This window comes from Streptomyces cinnabarinus, from assembly GCF_027270315.1.
GTDB classification, from domain to species: Bacteria; Actinomycetota; Actinomycetes; order Streptomycetales; family Streptomycetaceae; genus Streptomyces; species Streptomyces cinnabarinus.
In genome coordinates, this window is the sequence record NZ_CP114413.1 from 5751850 (window position 1) to 5773801 (window position 21952).

At 70.2% G+C, this 21952-nt stretch carries 21 protein-coding genes; 9 read left to right on the forward strand and 12 right to left on the reverse strand.

Annotated elements, in window-relative coordinates; translation table 11 throughout:
• Positions 1–68: 68 nt before the first annotated feature.
• On the forward strand, positions 69–545 hold the full coding sequence (locus STRCI_RS26190) for an allene oxide cyclase barrel-like domain-containing protein (protein WP_269661415.1): 477 nt from the start codon (positions 69–71) through the stop codon (positions 543–545).
• Here the strand turns inward: STRCI_RS26190 and STRCI_RS26195 are convergent.
• From STRCI_RS26195 to STRCI_RS26205, 3 genes are all read right to left on the reverse strand, one after another.
• A complete protein-coding gene (locus tag STRCI_RS26195; protein ID WP_269661416.1) occupies positions 532–3378 on the reverse strand; it encodes an NACHT domain-containing protein in 2847 nt (948 codons plus the stop codon). The two genes, STRCI_RS26190 and STRCI_RS26195, sit on opposite strands and share 14 nt — an antisense overlap.
• A 13-nt stretch (positions 3379–3391) precedes the next feature.
• Positions 3392–3733, reverse strand: a complete 342-nt coding sequence (locus STRCI_RS26200; protein ID WP_269661417.1) for a hypothetical protein — start codon at positions 3731–3733, stop codon at positions 3392–3394.
• 96 nt (positions 3734–3829) lie between these two features.
• Positions 3830–5500, reverse strand: coding sequence for a fumarate hydratase (locus STRCI_RS26205; protein ID WP_269661418.1), 1671 nt, complete (start codon positions 5498–5500; stop codon positions 3830–3832).
• 157 nt (positions 5501–5657) lie between these two features.
• Here STRCI_RS26205 and STRCI_RS26210 point away from each other — a divergent pair, with 157 nt between their 5' ends.
• Both STRCI_RS26210 and STRCI_RS26215 read left to right on the forward strand, forming a co-directional pair.
• On the forward strand, positions 5658–6341 hold the full coding sequence (locus STRCI_RS26210) for a DUF1707 SHOCT-like domain-containing protein (RefSeq protein ID WP_269661419.1): 684 nt from the start codon (positions 5658–5660) through the stop codon (positions 6339–6341).
• A gap of 163 nt (positions 6342–6504) precedes the next feature.
• Complete coding sequence (locus STRCI_RS26215) at positions 6505–6882, forward strand: WhiB family transcriptional regulator (RefSeq protein ID WP_269661420.1); 378 nt, start codon at positions 6505–6507, stop codon at positions 6880–6882.
• Between the two features lie 148 nt (positions 6883–7030).
• On the opposite strand, the gene glpX is transcribed toward STRCI_RS26215, so the two are convergent.
• On the reverse strand, positions 7031–8065 hold the full coding sequence (glpX, locus tag STRCI_RS26220; RefSeq protein ID WP_269661421.1) for a class II fructose-bisphosphatase: 1035 nt from the start codon (positions 8063–8065) through the stop codon (positions 7031–7033).
• 128 nt (positions 8066–8193) lie between these two features.
• Between glpX and STRCI_RS26225 the strand changes: the two genes are divergently transcribed.
• A complete protein-coding gene (locus tag STRCI_RS26225) occupies positions 8194–8715 on the forward strand; it encodes a DUF4245 domain-containing protein (protein WP_269661422.1) in 522 nt (173 codons plus the stop codon).
• 72 nt (positions 8716–8787) lie between these two features.
• Here STRCI_RS26225 and STRCI_RS26230 read toward each other — a convergent pair whose 3' ends face one another.
• The 3 genes from STRCI_RS26230 to xseA all read right to left on the reverse strand — a co-directional run bounded on the left by STRCI_RS26230 (position 8788) and on the right by xseA (position 10964).
• Entirely contained in the window at positions 8788–9378 is a 591-nt protein-coding gene (locus STRCI_RS26230) for a malonic semialdehyde reductase (protein ID WP_269661423.1), read from the reverse strand.
• Between the two features lie 134 nt (positions 9379–9512).
• Complete coding sequence (locus STRCI_RS26235) at positions 9513–9746, reverse strand: exodeoxyribonuclease VII small subunit (RefSeq protein ID WP_269661424.1); 234 nt, start codon at positions 9744–9746, stop codon at positions 9513–9515.
• 9 nt (positions 9747–9755) lie between these two features.
• On the reverse strand, positions 9756–10964 hold the full coding sequence (gene xseA / locus STRCI_RS26240) for an exodeoxyribonuclease VII large subunit (RefSeq protein ID WP_269661425.1): 1209 nt from the start codon (positions 10962–10964) through the stop codon (positions 9756–9758).
• Positions 10965–11186: 222 nt separating this feature from the next.
• Here xseA and STRCI_RS26245 point away from each other — a divergent pair, with 222 nt between their 5' ends.
• A complete protein-coding gene (locus STRCI_RS26245; RefSeq protein ID WP_269661426.1) occupies positions 11187–12200 on the forward strand; it encodes a 4-hydroxy-3-methylbut-2-enyl diphosphate reductase in 1014 nt (337 codons plus the stop codon).
• Positions 12201–12229: 29 nt separating this feature from the next.
• Entirely contained in the window at positions 12230–12973 is a 744-nt protein-coding gene (ppgK, locus tag STRCI_RS26250) for a polyphosphate--glucose phosphotransferase (RefSeq protein ID WP_269661427.1), read from the forward strand.
• A gap of 1 nt (position 12974) precedes the next feature.
• Here ppgK and STRCI_RS43560 read toward each other — a convergent pair whose 3' ends face one another.
• A complete protein-coding gene (locus STRCI_RS43560; protein ID WP_418953375.1) occupies positions 12975–13379 on the reverse strand; it encodes a DUF6542 domain-containing protein in 405 nt (134 codons plus the stop codon).
• A 389-nt stretch (positions 13380–13768) separates the two neighbouring features.
• On the opposite strand from STRCI_RS43560, the gene ychF reads away from it, so the two are divergent.
• Positions 13769–14857 (forward strand): redox-regulated ATPase YchF, encoded by a 1089-nt coding sequence (gene ychF, locus STRCI_RS26260; protein ID WP_269661429.1) that lies wholly within the window; start codon positions 13769–13771, stop codon positions 14855–14857.
• Positions 14858–15393: 536 nt separating this feature from the next.
• On the opposite strand, the gene STRCI_RS26265 is transcribed toward ychF, so the two are convergent.
• From STRCI_RS26265 to STRCI_RS26280, 4 genes are read right to left on the reverse strand one after another with little or no spacing between them, the layout of a single operon-like run.
• Complete coding sequence (locus STRCI_RS26265) at positions 15394–15924, reverse strand: gluconokinase (RefSeq protein WP_269661430.1); 531 nt, start codon at positions 15922–15924, stop codon at positions 15394–15396.
• An 8-nt stretch (positions 15925–15932) separates the two neighbouring features.
• Complete coding sequence (locus tag STRCI_RS26270) at positions 15933–17297, reverse strand: glucose-6-phosphate dehydrogenase (protein ID WP_269661431.1); 1365 nt, start codon at positions 17295–17297, stop codon at positions 15933–15935.
• The gene (locus STRCI_RS26275) at positions 17294–19123 is read right to left on the reverse strand and encodes a glycoside hydrolase family 15 protein (RefSeq protein ID WP_269661432.1); all 1830 of its coding nucleotides are present in this window, start codon (positions 19121–19123) and stop codon (positions 17294–17296) included. The genes STRCI_RS26270 and STRCI_RS26275 overlap by 4 nt, the downstream gene beginning before the upstream one ends.
• Before the next feature lie 14 nt (positions 19124–19137).
• A complete protein-coding gene (locus STRCI_RS26280) occupies positions 19138–20187 on the reverse strand; it encodes an NAD(P)-dependent alcohol dehydrogenase (protein WP_269661433.1) in 1050 nt (349 codons plus the stop codon).
• Positions 20188–20413: 226 nt separating this feature from the next.
• On the opposite strand from STRCI_RS26280, the gene STRCI_RS26285 reads away from it, so the two are divergent.
• Both STRCI_RS26285 and STRCI_RS26290 read left to right on the forward strand, forming a co-directional pair.
• Complete coding sequence (locus STRCI_RS26285) at positions 20414–20890, forward strand: SRPBCC family protein (RefSeq protein ID WP_269661434.1); 477 nt, start codon at positions 20414–20416, stop codon at positions 20888–20890.
• Complete coding sequence (locus tag STRCI_RS26290) at positions 20891–21943, forward strand: lactonase family protein (RefSeq protein ID WP_269661435.1); 1053 nt, start codon at positions 20891–20893, stop codon at positions 21941–21943.
• Positions 21944–21952 lie beyond the last annotated feature (9 nt).

The window sequence follows — 21952 nt, forward strand, 5'->3', positions numbered from 1 at the left end:
GGGTTCGGACCACCGCCGGACAATGAGGAAGAGCGCAGGGGGGTTCGCCACCCCACAGGAGGCCGGACATGCTCCGCACCATCAGGACACTCGGCGCACTCGGCGCGGGCCTTGCGGCGGCGACCGCCCTTGTCGCCGCGACCCCGGCGGCGGCCCAGGAGGACGACTTCACCCTCTACGCCAGGGAGGTCGCGACCGAGGAGGAGGAACCGCAGCAGGTTCCCAAGGTCGGCGACAGCTTCACCTTCGCCGATGACCTCTACGAGGAGAAGGGCGGCGAGCGGGTCGGCCGCGACGGCGTGACCTGCACGGTCGTCCGCACGGGCAACCCCTTGGACATCCAGTGTCTCGGCACGTTCGTGCTGTCCGGCGGGCAGATCACGGCGCAGGTGCTGATGACGGTGCCGCTGACGGAGGAGGAACAGCCTCCGTTCGACGCGGCGATCACGGGCGGTACGGATGACTACCGCGGCGCGAGTGGCCAGATCCACTTCACGGATGACGGCGACTACCAGAAGCTGGACTTCGACCTCAGCGAGTCCTGAGCTGCTCATCGAGCCGTCCGAGCTCATCGAGAAGCTCACTGTCGGTCTCGGGCAGCTCCGCGATGTAACGGCGCAGGGCCTGCCGGTCCAGCGCGAGCGGCTCCGCCCGGGGAACGGCACGGACTAGGCGTACGTACTCGGCGGCTTCGGCGGTGTCACGCAGCTCATGGAGAGCGGAGAAGAAGGCGGGGCCGCCGACGGAGCCTCGTTCGGCGGCTCGGGTTACTCGGCGGCGGCTGCGGAGGTCGCGGAAGAGGGAGCGGATCAGGTCGAAGATGATCGTCAGCACGCCCAGTGCCAGCGCCGATGCCCAGACCAGGGTCGCGATCCAGAGGTACCGGAGGGCCACATAGACCAGCCCGCCGACGATCGTCATCCCCGTTACCAACGTGGAACCGTGTGTCCTCAACGAACGAAGCGCCCGCCTGAACCAGTCGTCGGCGAGCAATCCATGGATCGGGTGTTCCTCCATGCGGAGCGCCGTCAACGGCATACGAACCAGTCCCGCCACACCCAGACCCCCGGGCGGGCAGCCGTGCCGTACGACGTAGAGCGTGCTCGGGCCCCAGATCCAGGCGAGCGCGGCGAGCGGGACAGTCAGGACCCAGATCACGGCGAAGGAGACGTTGCCCTTCACTAGGTGTTCCACCGCGGTAGCGAGATGCGCCGCGGTCAGGACACCGCCGCACAAGGTCATGCCCATGAGAAAGGGGTCGGTGTCCGCCCGGGCCTTGTCCATGTCGATCCAGCGGCGGAACAGCTCCTCCAGGAACCTTCGGAGTCGGCTCTTGGCCACCCCGTACGACAGTGGCTGCGTCGACTTGAACAACCAGAACAGCGTGATCGGCATCAGGAGCATGACGGGGGTGACCAGTAGGGTCAGGGCATCCCAGATGGATCCGGCCATGAGACCCACGTAATAGGCGATGCTCAGCAGTACGACCCCCAGCGGAACCCGCTCCACCACCCTGCGCACCCTGACCAGGTCCTCGTCCTCCCGAAGCCGTTGCAGGTCCGCCTTGATCGCGTGGGCCTCCGCCAGCGGGATCTTCTGCCCGAGCATCGTGATCAGCAGCCGTCGGACGGACCCCCGAATCGCGGGCGACAGCGTCGGCAGCGTCGCGCAGTCCCGCAGCGCGGTCGTCCGCAGCCACCCGCTCTCGCCCGCGAACGCCCGGTCGATGTACAGCTCCCGCGCCTCCTCCGACAGCAGCGGCAGACAGTCCAGCGCGAACTTGCGGTCGCTCACGCTGCCCCGTTCCCACGCGGCGGCGACCAGGGCGTCGGCGAGCGGCCGGATCGTCTCGTACGGCCAGCTCGCCCGCCCCTGATACGCCGCCGTCAGCAGCTCCAGACAATGCACCGCCGCCGGCGACCACTCGAACACCGCCTCGTCCGTCCGCTCGGCCGCCAGAACCTCGGCCAGCGCCCGCAGCAGCGGCTCGGTGACCTCGGGGGCGCCGTCCTGGAGGACGGTCACCGCCGTCTCCCGCCACCGCCCGTTGGTCGCGAGCTCGTGCGGGGCCACGGCGTCGGGGTGGTCGGCGACGTACTTGCTGGCGAAGTACTGCTGGACCCGGCGGTGGCCGAAAAACACACGACGGCCCGACGAGACCAGGATGCGGGACTCCGACAGGGCCCGGATCAGCAGCACGCGTGTGCCAGGGTCCTCCTCCGCGACCTTCGCCAGGTCCTCGTGGTGGCTGCGCTCGTCCACCGACAGACCGCCGCCGGACGCGGTGAGCCGGAAGGCGAAGCGGGCCAGGAAGTCCGCCAGGCGCTGCTGGACGTTTGGGGCCTCGGCCAGGACGGAGCGCAGCCGCAGCGCCGCGTAGTCGGCGAACAGGGTGCTCGGCCGGTCCGGCAGGGCATGGTGGGCCTGGACGTAGGTGGCGAGCAGCTTCAGGCTCAGCGGGTTCTGCGCCTCGGCCGTGAAACCGCGTCGCGGGTCCGTCAACAGGGGCTGGAGCAGGGCCAGTTCCCGCTGGTCGAGGCCGACGCGGCGCAGGAAGTCCTCCTGCTGTTGGGGGGAGAGGCCCAGGATGTGCAGCCGGGTCCAGCCGTTGGCCCGCAGCCCCTTGTACTCCCGCGAGGCCACCACACACCGCCCGCCGCCCCCGACGAGCTCGATCACGGTCTGCACGTACGGCGCGACCACCGCGTCCACCGTCGCGCTGCCGAGGACGGCCGGGATCTCGTCGAAGGAGTCGAGCAGCAGCGTGACCCGGCGCTCGCGCAGGTCGTCGGCGAAGCAGTGGGTGAAGTACGCGGCGATGTCGGCGCTGCCCCGCGGGCCGGTCTGCTCCATGATGTAGCGCCGCAGCAGCTCCGTGGTGATCTCGTGCGGTTTCGCGTGCAGTTCACGGAGGTTGACGTAGACGGGCAGGGGGGCGTTCGGGGCGCGGCCCTCGGCGATCTGCCGCAACTGGGCCGTGGCGTACTGCCGTAGCGCGACGCTCTTGCCGGACCCGGCCTGGCCCTGGAGCAGGATCAGATCGGTCTTGGGGCGGGTCAGCGCCTGGCTGAGCGGGCTGGTGGCGTAGCGGCCGCGGCGGCGCAGCAGGCCACGGCGGCGGGTGGCGGGGTAGCCGTCGACGTCCTCGACGATGGCGGTCAGTTCGACCAGTTCGTCGTCCAGCCAGTGGATCTCGTCGAGCGTGGAGGTGAGCTTGCGCAGGAGCAGGCGGGCCAGGGCGCGGCGGAACTGCGGGTCGTCGGAGGGCGGCGGGGGAGCCGCGCCCCGGGCGGGCTGCTGGACCGCCTGGTAGACGCCCGCGTTGATGACGGTGCCCGGCTGCCAGGCCGGCTGCTCGAAGTCGGGGGCGCCCCGCATGGTGCGGGGCCGATCAAAAGTGCCGTCCGGCCCACTGGGCCAGAGCGTCCACGGAGTTGCCCAGCGCGGTGGCGGCGGCCCTACTGCCGCCGAGGTCCCGCAGCCGTTCCGCGAGCCGGGTCAGCCGCTCGGCCGCCGGTTCGTCGCCGCCCGCCAGCGCCTCGGCCAGCTCGGTGTTGACGGCCTCCCGCTCCGCCTCCGCCACGTCCGTCAACCCACGGACCCGGGCCTGGAGTTCGGCCACCACCTCGGCCAACTCGCGCGGGCCGCTGTGCTCGGTGAGCGTCAGGTTCCCCGCGATGTTGTAGACCCGGCTGTTCTGGAGCTGCCAGCCGGACTGGTCGAAAGACGCCATGAACGCTCCCCCGAGAGTGACTGCCCCTCAGGTTAGAGCGCGGCGGGGGAAGTTGTCCCCCGCCGCCTCTCATTGCTCAGACGGCTTGGACAGGCCCTACGCCAGCCCGGGGCCCCGCACCGGAATCGTCGTGAACGTCGGCGCCGGAGCCGGGTCCTGGAAGAAGTCGTTGCCCTTGTCGTCGACCACGATGAACGCCGGGAAGTCCTCGACCTCGATCTTCCAGACGGCCTCCATGCCGAGCTCCTCGTACTCGACGACCTCGACCTTCTTGATGCAGTCCTGGGCGAGCCGGGCGGCCGGGCCGCCGATCGAGCCGAGGTAGAAGCCGCCGTGCGCGTCGCACGCGTCGGTGACCTGCTTGCTGCGGTTGCCCTTGGCCAGCATCACCTTGGAGCCGCCCGCCGCCTGGAACTGCTCGACGTAGGAGTCCATGCGGCCGGCCGTGGTCGGGCCGAAGGAGCCGGACGCGTAGCCCTCGGGCGTCTTCGCGGGGCCCGCGTAGTACACGGGGTGGTCCTTCAGGTACTGCGGCATCTCCTCGCCCGCGTCCAGCCGCTCCTTGATCTTGGCGTGCGCGATGTCGCGGGCCACGACCAGCGGGCCGGTGAGCGAGAGCCGGGTCTTGACCGGGTACTTGGTCAGCTCGGCGAGGATCGTGTCCATCGGCTGGTTGAGGCCGATCTTCACCACGTCGTCGTCGCCCGCGGAGAGGTGCTCGTCCGTGGTGTCGGGCAGGAAGCGCGCCGGGTCGGTCTCCAGCTGCTCCAGGAAGACGCCCTCGGCGGTGATCTTCGCGACGGCCTGGCGGTCGGCGGAGCAGGAGACGGCGATGGCGACCGGGCAGGACGCGCCGTGCCGGGGCAGGCGGACCACGCGGACGTCGTGGCAGAAGTACTTGCCGCCGAACTGGGCGCCGATACCGATCTTCTGCGTCACCTCGAAGACCTTCTCCTCCAGCTCCTTGTCCCGGAAGCCGTGGCCGAGCGGCGAGCCCTCGGCGGGGATCTCGTCGAGGTAGTGCGCAGAGGCGTACTTCGCGGTCTTCAGCGCGTACTCGGCGGAGGTGCCGCCGACCACGATCGCCAGGTGGTAGGGCGGGCAGGCGGCCGTACCGAGCGAACGGATCTTCTCCTCCAGGAACTTCATCATGGAGGACTCGTTCAGGACGGCCTTCGTCTCCTGGTAGAGGAAGCTCTTGTTGGCCGAGCCGCCGCCCTTGGCCATGAAGAGGAACTTGTAGGCGCCGCCGTCGGTGGCGTACAGCTCGATCTGCGCGGGCAGGTTGGAGCCGGTGTTCTTCTCCTCCCACATGGTGAGCGGAGCCATCTGCGAGTAGCGCAGGTTGAGGTTCAGGTAGGCGTCGTAGATGCCCTTCGACAGGGCCGCCTCGTCGCCGCCCTCGGTGAGCACGTTCTGTCCGCGCTTGCCCATGACGATGGCCGTGCCGGTGTCCTGGCACATCGGCAGGACGCCCGCCGCCGCGATGTTCGCGTTCTTCAGCAGGTCCAGCGCGACGAACTTGTCGTTGCCGGACGCCTCGGGGTCGTCGATGATCCGGCGCAGCTGGGCCAGGTGCGCGGGTCGCAGGTAGTGCTGGATGTCGTGGATGGCCTCTTCGGCGAGCTTGCGCAGCGCCTCCGGCTCGACCTTGAGGAACGTGCGCCCGTCGGCCTCGAAGGTGGAGACACCCTCGGAGGTCACCAGCCGGTAGGGGGTGGTGTCCTCTCCCATGGGGAGCAGATCGGTGTACTCGAACTCAGGCATCGGTGCCATTCCTCACTCGACTGATGCGGCGGCTGACCTCCATTGGGCAGCGTCCACCAGCGTAGAACCTGCCGTCGGCGGCAAGCCTGTGAGGTAAGGCTCAGTTGGATCCGGGCAGGGGCTATCGCGATCTATCGTGTTTGGGTACGCTGCTGTCGTGGACCTTGAGAAGCAGACCGCGCCCGTTGCCGCCGCCGAGCTGCGCGCCTCCGACGCCGACCGTGACCGGATCGCGGACATCCTGCGCGAGGCGCTCGCCGAGGGGCGCCTGACCGCCGACGAGCACAGCGAGCGGGTGGAGGGGGTGCTGAACGCCAAGACGGTGGGTGAGCTGGAGGTCTTCATCCAGGACCTGCCCGCGGCCCACGCCCGCCGCGCGGCCCCGTCGTACACCCCGGTCCCCGGGCGCCCGGCCAACCTCCCCGCCGATCCGGACGACACCGCCGTGGCGATCTTCAGCAGCGCCGTCCGCAAGGGCCGCTGGCGTGCCGGTCGCCGGATCCACGCGTACGCGATCTTCGGCAGTGTCGAGATAGACCTCAGCGAGGCGCTCTTCGAGTACCAGCAGGTCGTCATCAAGGCGTTCGCGGTCTTCGGCAGCGTCGAGGTCTACGTCCCGGAGAACGTCACGCTGCGCGGCGCGGGCGGCGGCGTCCTCGGCAGCTTCGAGGTGGACACGCTCGACGCGGAGGACCCGGCGGCGCCCGTGATCTACCTGGACGGCTGGGCCGTGCTGGGCAGCGTCGAGGGCAGACCGAGGCGCGGCAAGCTGGTGGCGGACATCCTCGACCGGGTCCACGCCAAGGTCGGGAAGAGTTTGCGCAAGCATCTGGATCGTTGACGGTCGCGAAGCGGACCGGAACCGAAAGCAGCCGTTCCGCTCAGCCGGGCGTGCGCGAGCCGCCGGAATCCAGCGCTTCGGAACTCCCTGCATAGGCTCGCGTACAACGGGTAGACCTTGCTGCATCGTCTCTCGCTCGCGAAGCCGTCGTCAGGAGTAGACCGTGCTGCAACCGCCGCATTCGTCCCTGCAGGTAGCTGCCGTTCCGGCCCAGCGGGTGCCAGTGCGAGACAGGGACCAAGACGCCCCGTGGCACACCGAGGCGGTGTGCCGGCGGGACGAGGCCGGCCTGTTCTTCGCCCCCTCCAAGGAGCCCACCGCCGCCCGGCTCTCCCGCGAGGAGGCCGCCAAGCGGGTCTGCGCGCGCTGCCCGGTCATGGTCGAGTGCCGCGAACACGCCCTCCTCCAGCCCGAGCCGTACGGCGTCTGGGGCGGCCTCACCGCGGCGGAACGCCGAGTGGTCCTGGCCCGCCGCAGGCGCCGCGACCTGGAACTGAAGAAGGCCGCAAGGGCAACGGACCGCATAGCGCAAGCAGGCTGAGACACAGCGGAAAGGGCGCCCCCACCGCACCGAGGGCGCCCTTTTGACTCAGGGGTAGTGCTCCGACCCAAGGGCCGCGGGGAACTGCGCGACAAGCCACAACGGACCCGCAGCCGCCAAGCTCCCCGAACCCCCCTTTGATGAGGCGTTACTTGGCCCGATCGAAGTCAATCGCGCTGTAAGCCCGCAGCTTGCTCAGCCGGTGCTCGGAGCTGATCCGCCGCACCGTCCCCGACTTGGACCGCATCACGATCGACTCGGTGACAGCGGAGTCCGCCCGGTACCGCACCCCACGCAGCAACTCCCCGTCCGTGATCCCGGTGGCGACGAAGAACACGTTCTCCCCGGTCACCAGATCCTCCGTGGTCAGCACCCGGTCCAGATCGTGCCCCGCGTCGATCGCCCGCTGCCGCTCCTCGTCGTCCTTCGGCCACAGTTTGCCCTGGATCGTGCCGCCGAGGCACTTCACGGCACAGGCCGAGATGATGCCCTCCGGCGTACCGCCGATACCGAGCAGCATGTCGACGCCCGTGCCCTCGCGCAGCGCGTAGATCGACCCGGCGACATCACCGTCGGAGATCAGCTTGATCCGCGCACCGGCGTCCCGGATCTCCTTGATGATCCCCTCGTGCCGGGGCCGGTCCAGGATGACGACGGTGACGTCCTCGGGCGTGGAGCGCTTGGCCTTGGCGACCCGGCGGATGTTCACCGACACCGGCGCGTTGATGTCGACGAAGTCCGCCGCCTCGGGCCCGGTGACCAGCTTGTCCATGTAGAACACGGCGGACGGGTCGAACATCGCCCCGCGCTCCGTCGCCGCGAGCACGGCGATGGCGTTGGGCATGCCCTTGGCGGTCAGTGTGGTGCCGTCGATCGGGTCGACCGCGATGTCCACCTCGGGCCCGGTGCCGTCGCCGACCCGCTCCCCGTTGAAGAGCATCGGCGCCTCGTCCTTCTCGCCCTCGCCGATGACGACCACGCCGTTCATCGACACGGTGGAGACGAGGGTGCGCATGGCGCGTACCGCGGCACCGTCGGCACCGTTCTTGTCGCCCCGCCCGACCCAGCGGCCCGCGGCCATGGCGGCGGCCTCGGTCACCCGGACGAGCTCCAGGGCGAGGTTGCGGTCGGGAGCCTCGGAGGGAACATCGAGCTCGGACGGCAGATGATGATTTTCGGTCATCGGAGCGCACCTTTCTGATACGACGACGGCCGGATGAGGGTGATGGCCATGACTCTATCGTCAGGTCGACAAAATGAGCAGTGGCCCCCACGGATGAGCGGACCGGGGCACCTGCGACGATAGGGGACGTGGCAGGTACGAGCGCTAAGCAGAAGTCGGTCCGGAACATGGTCCTCTCCCTCGCGGTGACCATTCTCGCCGCGGGGGTCGTGTACATCTTCATCCCGCACGAGGACGCCGCGCCGGATGTCCCCCGGGTCGACTACCGCGTCGAGCTCCTCACGGCCCGGCGCGCGGCTGCCTACCCGGTGGTGGCCCCCGAGGGCCTGGCCCAGGAATGGAAGGCGACCTCGGTGCGCTTCCGGGGCGACCAGGGTGACACCTGGCACCTCGGCTTCCACGCCCCCGATGGGGAGTACGTCCAGGTCCGCCAGTCCACTCAGAAGCCGAAGGCCTTCATCGACGAGGCCACCCAGGGCGCCCACGCGACCAAGGCCACCCAGGAGGTCGCGGGCCGGAACTGGACCCGGTACACCGGCGGCCGCTACGACGCCCTGGTGCTCAAGGAGGACGGCGCCACGACCGTCGTGGCCGGCACGGGCTCGTTCGGCCAGCTCGCGGAGATGGCGGGCGCGCTGAAGACGAAGTGAGCGCGTCCGGCGCATGAGGAAGGCCCCCGGCGATCCAGCCGGGGGCCTTCCTCATGCGCCTGCCTGTCACGCTCAGACGGTGGTGACGACCTCGTCGTACGACAGTCGCGGGGAGCGCGGGAACCAGGCGTCCTCGCCCGGCTTGCCGATGTTGACCACCATCAGCGGGGTGTGGTCGTCGTCCAGGAACTCCTTGCGGATGCCCTCGAAGTCCAGACCGGTCATCGGACCGGCGGCCAGGCCCGCGGCGCGGACGCCGATGATGAAGTACGCGGCCTGGAGGGCGGCGTTCAGCGTGGCGGAGCCCTCGCGGACCGGGCGCTCGGCGAAGAAGGCGTCCTTGGCCTGCGGGAAGTGCGGGAAGAGCTGCGGCAGCTCCTCGTGGAACTCGTTGTCCGCGGAGAGGATCGCGACCAGCGGGGCGGTGGAGGTCTTGGCCTGGTTGCCCTCGGCCATGTGCTGCACCAGGCGCTCACGGGCCTCGGCGGAGCGGACCAGGGTGACGCGCAGCGGCGACTGGTTGAAGGCGGTCGGGCCGAACTTGACCAGGTCGTAGATCGCCTGCACCTGCTCCTCGGTCACCGGCTCGTCGGTGAAGGTGTTCGCGGTGCGGGCCTCGCGGAACAGCAGGTCCTGGGCGGCGGGGTCAAGAACGAGAGACATGCGTGAACCTTCTCGGGGGTGTACGTCGGATCCGGGCACCGGATCAGCTGACACGTCAACCATATGACAGAGAGGTTCAATCTTCAACAAAAAGCGGGGCGTGGTGATCCGCTTCACAGCGTGCCGGGGGCGGCCTACTCCTCCTCGGCCTCCGCCTCTTCCGCCGCTTCCTCGGCCAGCGCCGCGTCCAGCCGCGCCCGCGCACCGTCCAGCCAGCGCCGGCACACCTTGGCCAGCTCCTCCCCGCGCTCCCACAGCGCCAGGGACTCCTCCAGCGTCGTACCGCCCGCCTCAAGACGCCGTACGACCTCGATCAGCTCGTCGCGCGCCTGCTCGTAGCCGAGCGCCTCATCCACCCTGCCGGTCATTCACTCACCCTAAGAATCGACTCTGACAACGAACTCACCCTCGGAGACCCGCGCCCGCAGCACCTCGTCGCCGCTGACCTCCTCCGGGTCCCGGACGACATGACCGTCGGCCTTCTGGAGCACGGCGTACCCGCGCTTCAGGGTCGCCGCCGGGGACAGCGCCACCACGCGTGCGTGCGTGTGCGTCAGCTCCGAGTCGGCGCGGTCCAGGAGATGGCCGAGCGTGCGGCGGCCGCGGTCCAGGAGGGCGGCGACCTGATCGGCGCGCTCGTCGATCATCCGGTGCGGATCCTGTATCGACGGCCGGGCCAGCGCATGGGCGAGCCCCCGCTCCTCCCGCTCGACGACGGCCCCGACGCACCGCCGGGCACGGTCGCGCAGCATCCGCACCCGCTCGTACTCCTCGCCCACGTCCGGTACGACCTTCTTGGCGGCGTCGGTCGGGGTGGAGGCGCGCAGGTCGGCGACATGGTCCAGCAGCGGGTTGTCGGGCTCGTGCCCGATCGCGGAGACGACCGGCGTACGGCAGGCGGCGACGGTCCGCACCAACTGCTCGTCGGAGAACGGCAGCAGATCCTCCACGCTGCCGCCACCGCGCGCCACGATGATCACGTCGACGTCGTCGATCTCGTCGAGCTCCTTCACCGCCTGCACGACCTGCGGCACCGCGTGCACTCCCTGCACGGCGACATTGCGCACCTCGAACCGGACGGCGGGCCAGCGGTGCCGGGCGTTCTCCAGCACGTCCCGCTCGGCTGCCGAGGCCCGGCCGCAGACCAGGCCGATGAGCTGCGGCAGGAACGGCAGCGGCCGCTTCCGCTCCGGCGCGAACAGCCCCTCGCCCGCCAGCGCCTTCTTCAGCTGCTCCAGCCGCGCGAGCAGCTCACCCACACCGACGGGCCTGATCTCCGCCGCCCGCAGCGACAACTGCCCGCGCGGGGCGTACCACTCGGGTTTCGCCAGTACGACGACCCGCGCGCCCTCGCTCACCACGTCCGCGACGGCGTCGAAGACCTGCCGGTAGCAGGTGACACTCACGGAGATGTCGTACGACGGGTCCCGCAGCGTCAGGAACACCACCCCGGCGCCCGGCCGCCGCGACAGCTGGGTGATCTGCCCCTCGACCCACACCGCGCCGAGCCGGTCGATCCACCCCCCGATGAGCCGTGACACCTCACCGACGGGCAGCGGGGTTTCCGCGGACGTGTTGAGAGCCATGTCCGTGAGCGTAACCGCAGGCACCGACAACGAACCGCCGACGGCGGGGCGAGGCGGGGCGGTCGGTGAAGTCCGGTGCGGCGGGGCGCCCTTGCGCCCTTCGCCGGTTCCGCGTCGGCCGTAGGGGACGCCGTACCGATGTCGGACATGCCGCCCGGTGTCCGGAACCGTCATGGACGCCGCGATCTTTGACGCGCCGGACGCGGCCTTACGATGGGACGCATGACTGCTTCGCCTGGCCGCCGTGTCCTGCTCGCCGCCCCCCGTGGCTACTGTGCGGGCGTGGACCGCGCCGTGATCGCCGTCGAGAAGGCCCTGGAGCAGTACGGGGCCCCGATCTACGTCCGGCACGAGATCGTGCACAACAAGTACGTCGTGCAGACCCTGGAGAAGAAGGGCGCCATCTTCGTCGAGCAGACCGAAGAGGTCCCGCCGGGCAACATCGTCATGTTCTCGGCGCACGGCGTCGCCCCCGTCGTCCACGAAGAGGCCGCGCGCGGGCAGCTCGCCACCATCGACGCCACGTGCCCGCTCGTCACCAAGGTCCACAAGGAAGCCGTCCGCTTTGCGGGCGACGACTACGACATCCTCCTGATCGGCCACGAGGGCCACGAGGAGGTCATCGGCACCTCCGGCGAAGCCCCCGACCACATCACCCTCGTCGACGGCCCCGCGGACGTCGCCAAGGTCCAGGTCCGCGACGAGTCGAAGGTCGTGTGGCTATCCCAGACCACCCTCAGCGTGGACGAGACCATGGAGACCGTCGACGCGCTGAAGGAGAAGTTCCCGCAGCTCATCTCCCCGCCGAGCGATGACATCTGCTACGCCACGCAGAACCGTCAGCTCGCCGTGAAGCAGATGGGCGCCGAGGCCGAGCTGGTGATCGTCGTCGGCTCGCGCAACTCCTCCAACTCCAAGCGGCTCGTCGAGGTCGCCAAGCTCGCCGGCTCCCGCGAGGCCTACCTGGTGGACTTCGCCAGCGAGATCGACGAGGCCTGGCTGGAGGGCGTCAGCACGGTCGGCGTCACCTCCGGCGCCTCCGTCCCGGAGATCCTCGTCGAGGAGGTCCTGGAGTATCTCGCCCAGCGCGGGTACGGCGATGTCGAGCTGGTGAAGGCGGCCGAGGAGTCGATCACCTTCTCGCTGCCGAAGGAGCTGCGCCGGGACCTGCGCGAGGAGGCCGCGGCCCTGATCGCGGAGCGCACGGCGGGACGTCCGGGGGACTCCCGGGAGTGACTGTCAGTCGTTCGTCGTAACGTAGAGCCATGCAGATCTTCGGTGTGGACATCGGCGGGTCCGGTATCAAGGGCGCCCCTGTGGACCTGGACAGGGGCGACCTGGCCGAGGAGCGCCACAAGGTGCTCACCCCGCATCCGGCGACACCGGACGGGGTGGCCGACGGCGTCAGGCAGGTCGTCGACCACTTCGGCTGGACGGGCCCGGTCGGGCTGACCTTCCCGGGCGTGGTGACCGGCGGGTCGACGATCCGCACCGCGGCCAACGTCGACAAGAGCTGGATCGACACCGACGCGCGCGCCCGGTTCAGCGAGCGCCTCGGGGGCCTGCCGGTGACGGTGGTCAACGACGCGGACGCGGCCGGTGTCGCCGAGGTCGCCTTCGGCGCCGGACAGGGCCGCAAGGGCACCGTCATCCTGCTCACCTTCGGCACCGGCATCGGCAGCGCCCTGTTCGTCGACGGCGCCCTGGTGCCCAACACCGAGCTCGGCCATCTGGAGCTGCACGGCCATGACGCGGAGAAGCGGGCCTCCAGCAAGGCCAAGGAGGACGGCGAGCTGACCTGGGAGCACTGGGCGCGCCGGGTCCAGAAGTACCTCGCCCACGTGGAGATGCTGTTCTCGCCGGAGCTGTTCATCATCGGCGGCGGCGTCAGCCGCAAGTCGCAGAAGTTCCTGCACTACATCGAGGACATCAAGGCGGACATCGTCCCTGCCCAGCTGCAGAACAACGCGGGCATCGTGGGGGCGGCGATGCACGCGGCGAAGGGGTAGCTCACCCGGCCATTCGGTTGCGGGCGACCCGGCGGCGCATCTGGCGGACCTTGCGCACGGTCACGATCACCCCGGTGACCAGGGTGCCGCCGTACAGCCAGCCGGCCTCGGTGGCGAGCGCGGTGAACAGGCCCATCAGCCGGTCACCGGTGCCGCCGCCACCGCCGTCGGCGACGGGCAGCAGGCCCAGCGCGAAGGCGATCGGCACGATGATGACCGCGGTCACCAGGTCGGCCCTGCGCACCCAGGCCGCGGTCAGCACGCACACCGGCAGGAACAGCACGCCGTAGACCGTGAGCGACGAGCCGAACAGCAGCGAGACCAGTGAGCCGAGCGCGAGCATCAGGACCAGGCAGAAGAGACCGACGCCGAGTCCGGTGAGCCGGGGGTTGGGCAGCCGGCTCACCGCCTGCATCACCGGGGGGCCGGGCCGCCGTACGGCAGCCGCCGCGGGGGGCCGGCGCGATGCCGGAGCGCCGTCGCGGGGGGCGTGGGGGCCGGGCGGGCGTGCGGCTGCCGCCCGCTGTTTCTCCGATCCGCCGCCGCCCCCGCGGGCCGCCTGCGGAGGCAGGGCGGAGGCGCCGCGGGGCGGTCGGTCCTGGGCGGATCGGGTTCTGTGTTGCTCCACTGGACCAACTTAGGTCTGTTTATGTGTCGAATCGCCCATCAGACACGCCGAGGGGCGGACCTTGGCCAAGCGTTCGACGGGCCGCCGGTGCCGGGTGGGTCACGCCGTAGACTGGTGGATCGGCCCCACCCGCCTCCAGTCCTCCTCTCACTTCGGGAAGTCGCAACGTGTCGCTCACGATCGGAATCGTCGGTCTGCCGAATGTCGGCAAGTCGACCCTGTTCAACGCCCTGACCAAGAACGACGTGCTGGCGGCCAACTACCCGTTCGCCACGATCGAGCCCAACGTCGGCGTGGTGGGTGTCCCCGACGCCCGCCTGACCAAGCTGGCCGAGATCTTCGGGTCCCAGCGCGTCCTCCCGGCGACGGTCGACTTCGTCGACATCGCCGGCATCGTGCGCGGCGCCTCCGAGGGTGAGGGCCTGGGCAACAAGTTCCTGGCGAACATTCGTGAGTCCGACGCGATCTGCCAGGTCATCCGGGCCTTCAAGGACGAGAACGTCGTGCATGTCGACGGCAAGGTCTCGCCGAAGGACGACATCGAGACGATCAACACCGAGCTGATCCTCGCCGACCTCCAGACGATCGAGAAGGTCCTGCCCCGCCTCCAGAAGGAGTCGCGGATCAAGAAGGACGTCGCGCCGAAGGTCAAGGCGGTCGAGGAGGCCAAGGAGATCCTGGAGAAGGGCGACACGCTCTTCTCCGTGGGCATCGCCCAGGGCTCCGGGCGCGAGGAGCTCCTGCACGACCTGCACCTCCTCACCACTAAGCCCTTCCTCTACGTCTTCAACGTCGACGAGGACGAGCTGACCGACGACGCCTTCAAGGACGAGCAGCGCGCCCTGGTCGCCCCCGCCGAGGCGATCTTCCTCAACGCCAAGCTGGAGGCGGACCTCGCCGAGCTGGACGAGGAGGACGCCATGGAGCTCCTGGAGTCGGTCGGCGCGGAGGAGCCCGGCCTGGCCACCCTCGCCCGCGTCGGCTTCAACACCCTCGGCCTCCAGACCTACCTCACGGCCGGCCCCAAGGAATCCCGCGCCTGGACCATCAAGAGGGGCGCCACGGCCCCCGAGGCCGCCGGAGTCATCCACACCGACTTCCAGAAGGGCTTCATCAAGGCGGAGGTCATCTCCTTCACCGACCTGGTGGAGACGGGATCGGTGGCCGAGGCCCGAGCGAAGGGCAAGGCCCGGATGGAGGGCAAGGAGTACGTCATGCAGGACGGGGATGTGGTGGAGTTCCGCTTCAACGTCTAGCCGGTGACTTTGCACCACGTCACCGATCTGGCAAACGTGCAGGTCAAAAGGGGTCTGACTCTTCGGGGTCAGGCCCCTTGATTTTTGCCGTGCTGGATCCGTGCTGGACGGCGACAAACCCGCTCGGGCGCAGCGTGCTCCGGTCGCAACCGCGAAAGGTTCCAGCTCTCCCGGTGCAGTGATCAGGTGAGAGCGAGTGCCGGCCTCCGCCGGGCCCGGTTCCTGCCGACTCGGTGAAGGTCACGGTCGCGCTGCCGGCATCCGCGCGCTGTGTCGGAGAGGGCCGCCAGGAGAGGTGTCACGAGACCTCAGGCGGCTGCCCCGCCCAGTGGCTTCGGCGCCGCCACACGGGGATTCGCGCCGTGGATGAGGGTGATCCCGTCCCCGCACCGAGGGAGCGGAGCGGGTCGAGGGGCACGTGTCCCGTCGGAGGGCCGACGGCATGTCCTGTGCGGCTGCCGCGTTCTGTGCTCGCCGGTGTCGCCCTGAGACCCGGCGCGCGAGCCTGGTCAACGTCTGACGTTCTGTGCCCTTGTCTATCGGGCCGGTCCCGGGATGAGACGCGTGGCCGTGTCGGCGACTGTGCGGGGGGCCGGGCTGGCGTCCAAGGTGGCGCCGTGCTCGTCGAGGGCCAGGGGTTCGAGGGTGGCCAGTTGGGAGTCCAGGAGTGATGTCGGCATGTAGTGGCCGGTGCGTTTGCTGATGCGGTCCAGGAGTTGGGCGCGGGTGGCTGTGAGGTGGAGGAAGAAGACGCTGGGGCAGGCTGCTCGCAGGGTGTCCCGGTAGCGGCGCTTGAGGGCGGAGCAGGTCACGATGCCGCCGCTGCCCGCCGTGTCGCGTTCGTGCAGCCAGCGGCCGATGGAATCCAGCCACGGCCGGCGGTCCGCGTCGTCGAGGGGAGTGCCGGCGGACATCTTGGCGATGGCGGTGGGGGAGTGGAAGTCGTCGCCCTCCGCGAAGGGGAGGGCCATCCGCTGCGCGAGCAGGCGGGCCACCGTGGTCTTTCCGGTACCGGCCACACCGGTGACAACGATGCAGGGGGCCCGATGCTCGGTCGTGCGGGGCATCTCGTGGGTCACCATGCCGGAGTCGGGCCGTCGGAGCCCGCGGGGTACTCCTCCAGCGGGACCAGGTCCTTCTCCCATGCGGTCAGTACGGGGGTCAGGACCCGCCAGGCCTCCTCGGCCTCGTCGCCGCGGATGGACAAGGCGGGGTCGCCGTTGAGGACGTCCAGGAGGAGCCGGCCGTAGGCGGGGAGGTGGGGTGGTTCCATGCGCGCGGTCAGTGACAGCGGGGCGAGGGTGTCGGTGTGGGCGCCGATGCCGGTCAGGTCGAAGGTCAGGTCCTCCGGTTCGAGTCCGAAGCGGAGCACGTTGGGGTGAGCTTCTCCGCTGTGACCGAAGGGCAGATGGGGCACGGAGCGGAAGCGCACCGCGACCTCCTTGCGGTTCGCGCGCAGAGCCTTTCCGGTGCGGAGCCGGAACGTTGTCCCCGACCAGCGCCAGCTGTCCAGCTCCAGCTCCACTTCGGCGTACGTCTCCATACGGCGGTCCGGGTCCACGCCCTCCTCGTCGGCGTAGGCGGGGATGTCGCGGTCCCCGATACGGCCGGCGAGGTAGCGGGCGCGGCGGGTGCAGCGTAGGACGTCGTCCTCCGTGAGGAGCCGCACCGAGCGCAGCACGTCCACCTTCCGGTCGCGCAGGTCGCGTTCGCCGAGGGTGATGGGGGGTTCCATGGCCACCAGGCAGAGCAGTTGGAGCAGGTGGTTCTGGACCATGTCCTTCAGTGCGCCGACCGTGTCGTAGTAGCCCGCCCGGCCTTCCAGCGCCAGGGTCTCGTCCCAGACGATGTCCACCTCGGCGATGTGGGTGCTGTTCCAGAGGGGCTCCAGCACCCGGTTGGCGAGTCGGCTGCCGAGTACGTTCTGGACGGTCGTCATGGCCAGGAAGTGGTCGACCCGGAACACGGCCTGTTCGGGGACGAGTTCGGCCAAGAGCCGGTTCAACTCCCGTGCGTCGGACAGGTTCGCGCCGAAGGGCTTCTCCAGGACGACACGGCTGCCCGGGGGCAGGCCTGCCTCGTGCAGCGCGGTGACCACGACCGGGAACAGGGCCGGGGGCAGGGCCAGGTACACGGCCACGGGGTCGTCGCCCGCGACGACCGCGGCGACGTGGGCCGGGTTCGTGACGTCGGCCCGTCGATAGTCGGCCGCGTCCGCGACCGCCGCCTTGGTGTCGGCCGGGTAGTGCCCGCCGTGGCGCTCGATCTGCGCGGTCACCCATTCCCGGTACCGTGCGCCGTCCCAGTCCTCCCGGCTCGCCCCGGTCAGCCGGAAGCCGTCGCCGAGGTTCCCCGCGGACCTCAGCGCGACCAGCGCGGGGAGGAGGAAGCGGGCACTGAGGTCGCCCGTGGCACCGAGGATCACGAGCCGGTTGATCATGCGTGGACGCCTGCTTTCGCTCGGGCGAGGTTGACTCCGCTCGCGGTGATCCCGATATGGCTGAAGGCCTGTGGGAAGTTGCCCATGAACGCTCCGGTGGACGGGTCGATCTGCTCCGACAGCAACCCCAACGGGCTCGCGCGGGCGCACAGCGAGGCGTACAGCTCCTCGGCCTCGTCGATCCGGCCCTGGCCGATGAGATTGTCGACCAGCCAGAAGCTGCACAGCACGAAGGCGCCCTCGTCGCCGGGCAGGCCGTCGGGCGACTCCTTGTGCAGATAGCGGTAGAGCAGGCCGCCGCCCGCTGACAGGCGTTCGGCCACGGCCTTGGCGGTGGCCACCATGCGTGGGTGATCGGGCGGCACGACCTGGCGCAGGGGGAGCGCCAGCAGGCTGGCGTCGAGGGCGCCGCCGCCGTCGAGGTGCACGCTCAGGGTCTGCGCCTCCTCGTCCCAGGACCCCTCCAGGATGAGCCGGCGCAGCTCGTCGGCGGATGCCCGCCACTCGGCGACCTTGCCGGGCAGGCCGAGCCGCTCGCCGATGGTCGCCGCGCGGTCCAGGGCCACCTGGCACATCCCGGCCGAGTACGTGAACGCCCGGCCCTCGCTGCGCACCTCCCAGATCCCCTGGTCCGGCTCGCGCCACGCCCGTCCGGCGGCATCGGCCAGATCCGCAAGTCCGGCCCACAGCGCCGGCTGGATCTCCCCGCCGGAGCGCAGCCACTGATCGGCGCAGTCCAGAATCTCGCCGTAGACGTCGTGCTGGCGCTGGTCGGCCGCGCCGTTGCCCCAGCGCACCGGGGCGGAGCGCTGATAGCCCTCCAGCGCGGCGTCCTCCACCTCGTCCGGCACCGGGTTGGCGTCGACGGCGTACATGATCCGGGGCTGACGGCTGTACTCGAACGCGTCCAGGACCCAGCCGAGAAAGGCGTCGGCCTCACCCGCGAACCCGATGCGGCGCAGCGCGAACACGGTGAAGGCGGCGTCCCGGATCCAGGTGTAGCGGTAGTCCCAGTTGCGGATCCCGCCGATCGGCGCGGGGAGGGAAGAGGTGGGGGCCGCGACGAGCGAGCCATTGGCCCAGTCGTCGCACAGCTTCAGCGTGATCGCCGCGCGCCGGACCAGCGGTTCCTCGGGGCCGTCGTACCGGAAATGGCGCATCCAGCGGCGCCATGCGTCGGCGGTGCCGCGCAGCATCGTGTCGGTGTCGAAACGGTGGTGGCGATGGAAGCGGCCCCAGGACAGCACGAGGTCGAGGCGGTCGCCCCGGTGGAGGTCATGGGTGCTGTGCAGGCCGGTCAGGGGGCGGTTGGAGCGCAGGTGCAGGCGCAGGTCGGGGCGCCGGGACGGCCGTACTTCGAGTCCGCTGAACAGCACCCGCGTCTGTGCGCCGTCCCGGGGTTCCAGGTCCATGCGCAGACGTACGTCGCCGTCCAGGACAACGGCCGAGCGGACGAGCTCGGCCCGGTCGGCGGGGGCGTCGTCGGTGAGATCGGCGCCGGAGCGCAGAACGAGGGCGTCGGTGATACGGACCAGGCCGGTGGTGCTGCGCAACTCGGTGGTCAGTACGGCGGTGTCGGGTTCGTAGCGCTGACGCGCCTCGACCAGGTCCTCCGGGGCGAGGGTGAAATGCCCGCCGTGCGCCCGGTCCAGCAGTCCGCAGAAGACCGGGTCGGCGTCGAAGCGCGGCAGGCACAGCCAGGGGATGGAACCGTCCAGGCCGACGAGCGCGGCCGTCGTGCCGTTCCCGATGAGGCCGAGGTCCTCCAGCGGCAGGTAGCCCTGGCGTCTGCGGACGGGCCGGAACGGGGGGTCGGGGTCGTGCATGCCGTCCCTCTTGGCTAGAAGGTGATCATTACCTTCACGACGTTGTCGAGCTTCTTGTCGGAGACCTCGAAGGCCCGCTCCATATCGTCGAAGTGGAACTCATGGGTCGTCAGATGCGAGGGGTCGACGCGCTGTGCCTCCAGTACCCGCAGCAGCCGTTCCATACGGAGCCTGCCGCCGGGGCACAGGCCCGTCGCGATCGTCTTGTCGGCCATGCCGACGCCCCACTCGGCCCGGGGGATGCGCACGAACTCCCCGTCGCCGAAGTAGCCGATGTTGGAGACGGTGCCACCGGGCTTGGTGATCTTGACCGCGGTCTGGAACGTCACATCCGCGCCGAGCGCCTCGATCGCGGTGTCGACCCCCTGGCCCCCGGTCAGCTCAAGGATCCGCTCGACGACATCCTCGCCGGTGAAGTCGACGATCTCGTCCGCGCCGTACATACGGGCCAATTTCTGCCGGTCGGGAACCGATTCGACGCCGATGACCAGGCCGGCACCGCGCAGTCGCGCCCCGACCGTCGCCATGAGGCCCACCGGGCCCTGGGCGAGGACGGCCACAGTGCCGCCGATCGGGATGTCGCCCTTCTCCGCCCCCATGAAGCCGGTCGACAGCATGTCGGCGCAGTAGACCGCCATATCGTCGCTGACGGAGTCGGGGATCTTGGCGAGATTGGCGTCGGCCTCGTTCACATGGAAGTACTCGGCGAAGACCCCGTCCTTCGAGTTCGCGAACTTGAAGCCTCCGAGGGGTGCCCCGGACTGCGACGGGAACCCGTTCTGCGAGGCCGGGTCGCCCCAGTCGGGGGTGATGGCGCCGACCAGCACCCGGTCGCCGGGCCGGAAGTCCCGCACCTCGCTGCCCACGGCATGCACGATGCCCACCGCTTCGTGGCCCAGTGTCAGATCCTCGCGCGGACCGATGCCGCCCTGGACGGTGTGGGAATCGGAGGTGCAGATCAGGGCTTTGGTCGTGCGGACGACCGCGTCACCCGGGCCAGGCTGCGGGACGGGCTTCTCCAGGAAACCCACCTGCCCGATCTCCTTCATGACGAATGCCTTCATCTCTCCGTCCTTCTTCCTGCCGCGCCTGCCTCGGTCGTTCACTCCTGCCACTGTCGCAAGGGCCCCACCGTCCCGCGACCCGATCGCACCGGCACCAGAGCCACCCCGGTGAGGCGGATCGGCTGCGGGTGCGTGCCGTGCACCTCGCGGCTACGGTCGATGAGCACGCCGAGCAGCAGCCGCTGAGGCGTGTCTGTGCCTGCCCTGGAGAAGGAGCGTGGTCGGCGTGGCCCGGAACCGCCGTCTCATCCTCAGCTCGCCGTCCGAGGTCTGGAGCCTGCTGGCCGACGGCCACCGCTACGGGGAGTGGGTGACCGGCACCCAACAGGTCCTCGACGCGGATCCGCACTGGCCGGACGTGGGCGCCCGGCTGCGGGTCCGGGTCGGCCTCGGCCCGCTGACCCTCGACGACATCTGCGTCGTCCGCATCTGCGAACCGCGGCGCCGTCTGGAGCTGGAGGCGAAGGCGGAGCCCTTCGGCGCGGCCCGCATCGCCATGAACCTGGTCCCCTGGGGCGAGAACACGCTCTTCGTCCTGGACTGGCACGCCCTGCGGGGTCCCGGCACCCGGATGCACGGACTCCCCGTGGACTACGCCGTCCGGATCCGCAACGGCATGATGCTCACGAAACTGGCCCGGATCGCGGTGCGCGAGCACGGCGAAAGCGACCTTGGCGCCTCGCAGCACACGCGGAGCGGCTGAGTGGGCGCCGCGGGCGGCAGCACCGGCACGGGGCGCGCCTTCATCGGGTCGTTCACCTCGGCGGGCGGGCGCGGAATCGTGGCGGCCGCCGTGGACCCGGCGACCGGCGCGCTGACCGGGACCGGCGTCGTCGACGGCGTCGCCGACCCCTCGTATCTGGCGGTCGGGTCAGGCCCGGTGCTCTACGCCGTCTCCGAAACCGCGGACGGGGTGGTCGCCGCGTACGACATCGCCGGTCCGGTGCCCCACCCGCTCGGCGAGCCCATGTCGGTGCACGGGCAGGGGCCCACGCATCTCGCGGTCGCTCACGGCCATTTGCTGACCGCCAACTACGACTCCGGCAGCGTCACCGTGCTGCCGCTCGCCGCCGACGGCACCCCGCGCGCCGCCGCCGATGTGCTGCGCTACGAGGGAAGCGGCCCGGACCCGGACCGCCAACTGGGCCCGCACGCACACCAGGTGCTCCCCGATCCCTCGGGACGCTGGATCCTCAGCGTTGACCTGGGCACCGACTCGGTGCGGATCTGCTCCCTCGACGCGGAGTCGGGCAAGCTGAAGCTGCAGGGGCAGACCGCACTGCCGCCCGGCACCGGCCCGCGTCACCTCGCCTTCCATCCGGGCGGACGGCACGCGTACGTTCTGGGCGAACTCGATCCCACGGTCACCGTGTGCCGCTGGGACGACGATGCGGGGATCCTCGAACCGGTGCGGGCGACGCCGCTGTTCCCGGACGGTGCCGATGGTGCCGTCTCCCCGTCGGCGCCGGTCGTCTCACTCGACGGACGCCATCTGTGGGTGGCGGTACGGGGCGCCGACACGATCGCCGTCCTGGCCCTCGACGCGGCCGGTGAGCGGGCGGAGCTGGTCACATCGGTGCCGTGCGGGGGACGGTGGCCGCGCGATCTGGTGCTGCATCCGTCGGGCAGGCGCCTCTACGCGGCGAACGAGGGCTCGGGGGATGTCACCTGGCTGGACGTCGACTCCGCGACGGGGATCCCGCACCGCGCCGGTTCCCTGAAGGTCCCGGCGGCATCCAATGTCGTATTCGTCTGACGGCGGGAC

What these genes read in the sequence shown, in the direction of transcription:
- STRCI_RS26195 (WP_269661416.1), bottom strand. Translation starts at nt 3,378, where the DNA reads ATGCGGGGCGCCCCCGACTTCGAGCAGCCGGCCTGGCAGCCGGGCACC.
- STRCI_RS26280 (WP_269661433.1), bottom strand. Translation starts at nt 20,187, where the DNA reads ATGAAGGCATTCGTCATGAAGGAGATCGGGCAGGTGGGTTTCCTGGAG.
- STRCI_RS26265 (WP_269661430.1), bottom strand. Translation starts at nt 15,924, where the DNA reads ATGCCCCGCACGACCGAGCATCGGGCCCCCTGCATCGTTGTCACCGGT.
- STRCI_RS26190 (WP_269661415.1), top strand. Translation starts at nt 69, where the DNA reads ATGCTCCGCACCATCAGGACACTCGGCGCACTCGGCGCGGGCCTTGCG.
- xseA (WP_269661425.1), bottom strand. Translation starts at nt 10,964, where the DNA reads ATGGCTCTCAACACGTCCGCGGAAACCCCGCTGCCCGTCGGTGAGGTG.
- glpX (WP_269661421.1), bottom strand. Translation starts at nt 8,065, where the DNA reads ATGACCGAAAATCATCATCTGCCGTCCGAGCTCGATGTTCCCTCCGAG.
- STRCI_RS26200 (WP_269661417.1), bottom strand. Translation starts at nt 3,733, where the DNA reads ATGGCGTCTTTCGACCAGTCCGGCTGGCAGCTCCAGAACAGCCGGGTC.
- STRCI_RS26245 (WP_269661426.1), top strand. Translation starts at nt 11,187, where the DNA reads ATGACTGCTTCGCCTGGCCGCCGTGTCCTGCTCGCCGCCCCCCGTGGC.
- STRCI_RS26235 (WP_269661424.1), bottom strand. Translation starts at nt 9,746, where the DNA reads ATGACCGGCAGGGTGGATGAGGCGCTCGGCTACGAGCAGGCGCGCGAC.
- STRCI_RS26275 (WP_269661432.1), bottom strand. Translation starts at nt 19,123, where the DNA reads ATGCACGACCCCGACCCCCCGTTCCGGCCCGTCCGCAGACGCCAGGGC.
- STRCI_RS26270 (WP_269661431.1), bottom strand. Translation starts at nt 17,297, where the DNA reads ATGATCAACCGGCTCGTGATCCTCGGTGCCACGGGCGACCTCAGTGCC.
- STRCI_RS26205 (WP_269661418.1), bottom strand. Translation starts at nt 5,500, where the DNA reads ATGCCTGAGTTCGAGTACACCGATCTGCTCCCCATGGGAGAGGACACC.
- ppgK (WP_269661427.1), top strand. Translation starts at nt 12,230, where the DNA reads ATGCAGATCTTCGGTGTGGACATCGGCGGGTCCGGTATCAAGGGCGCC.
- STRCI_RS26230 (WP_269661423.1), bottom strand. Translation starts at nt 9,378, where the DNA reads ATGTCTCTCGTTCTTGACCCCGCCGCCCAGGACCTGCTGTTCCGCGAG.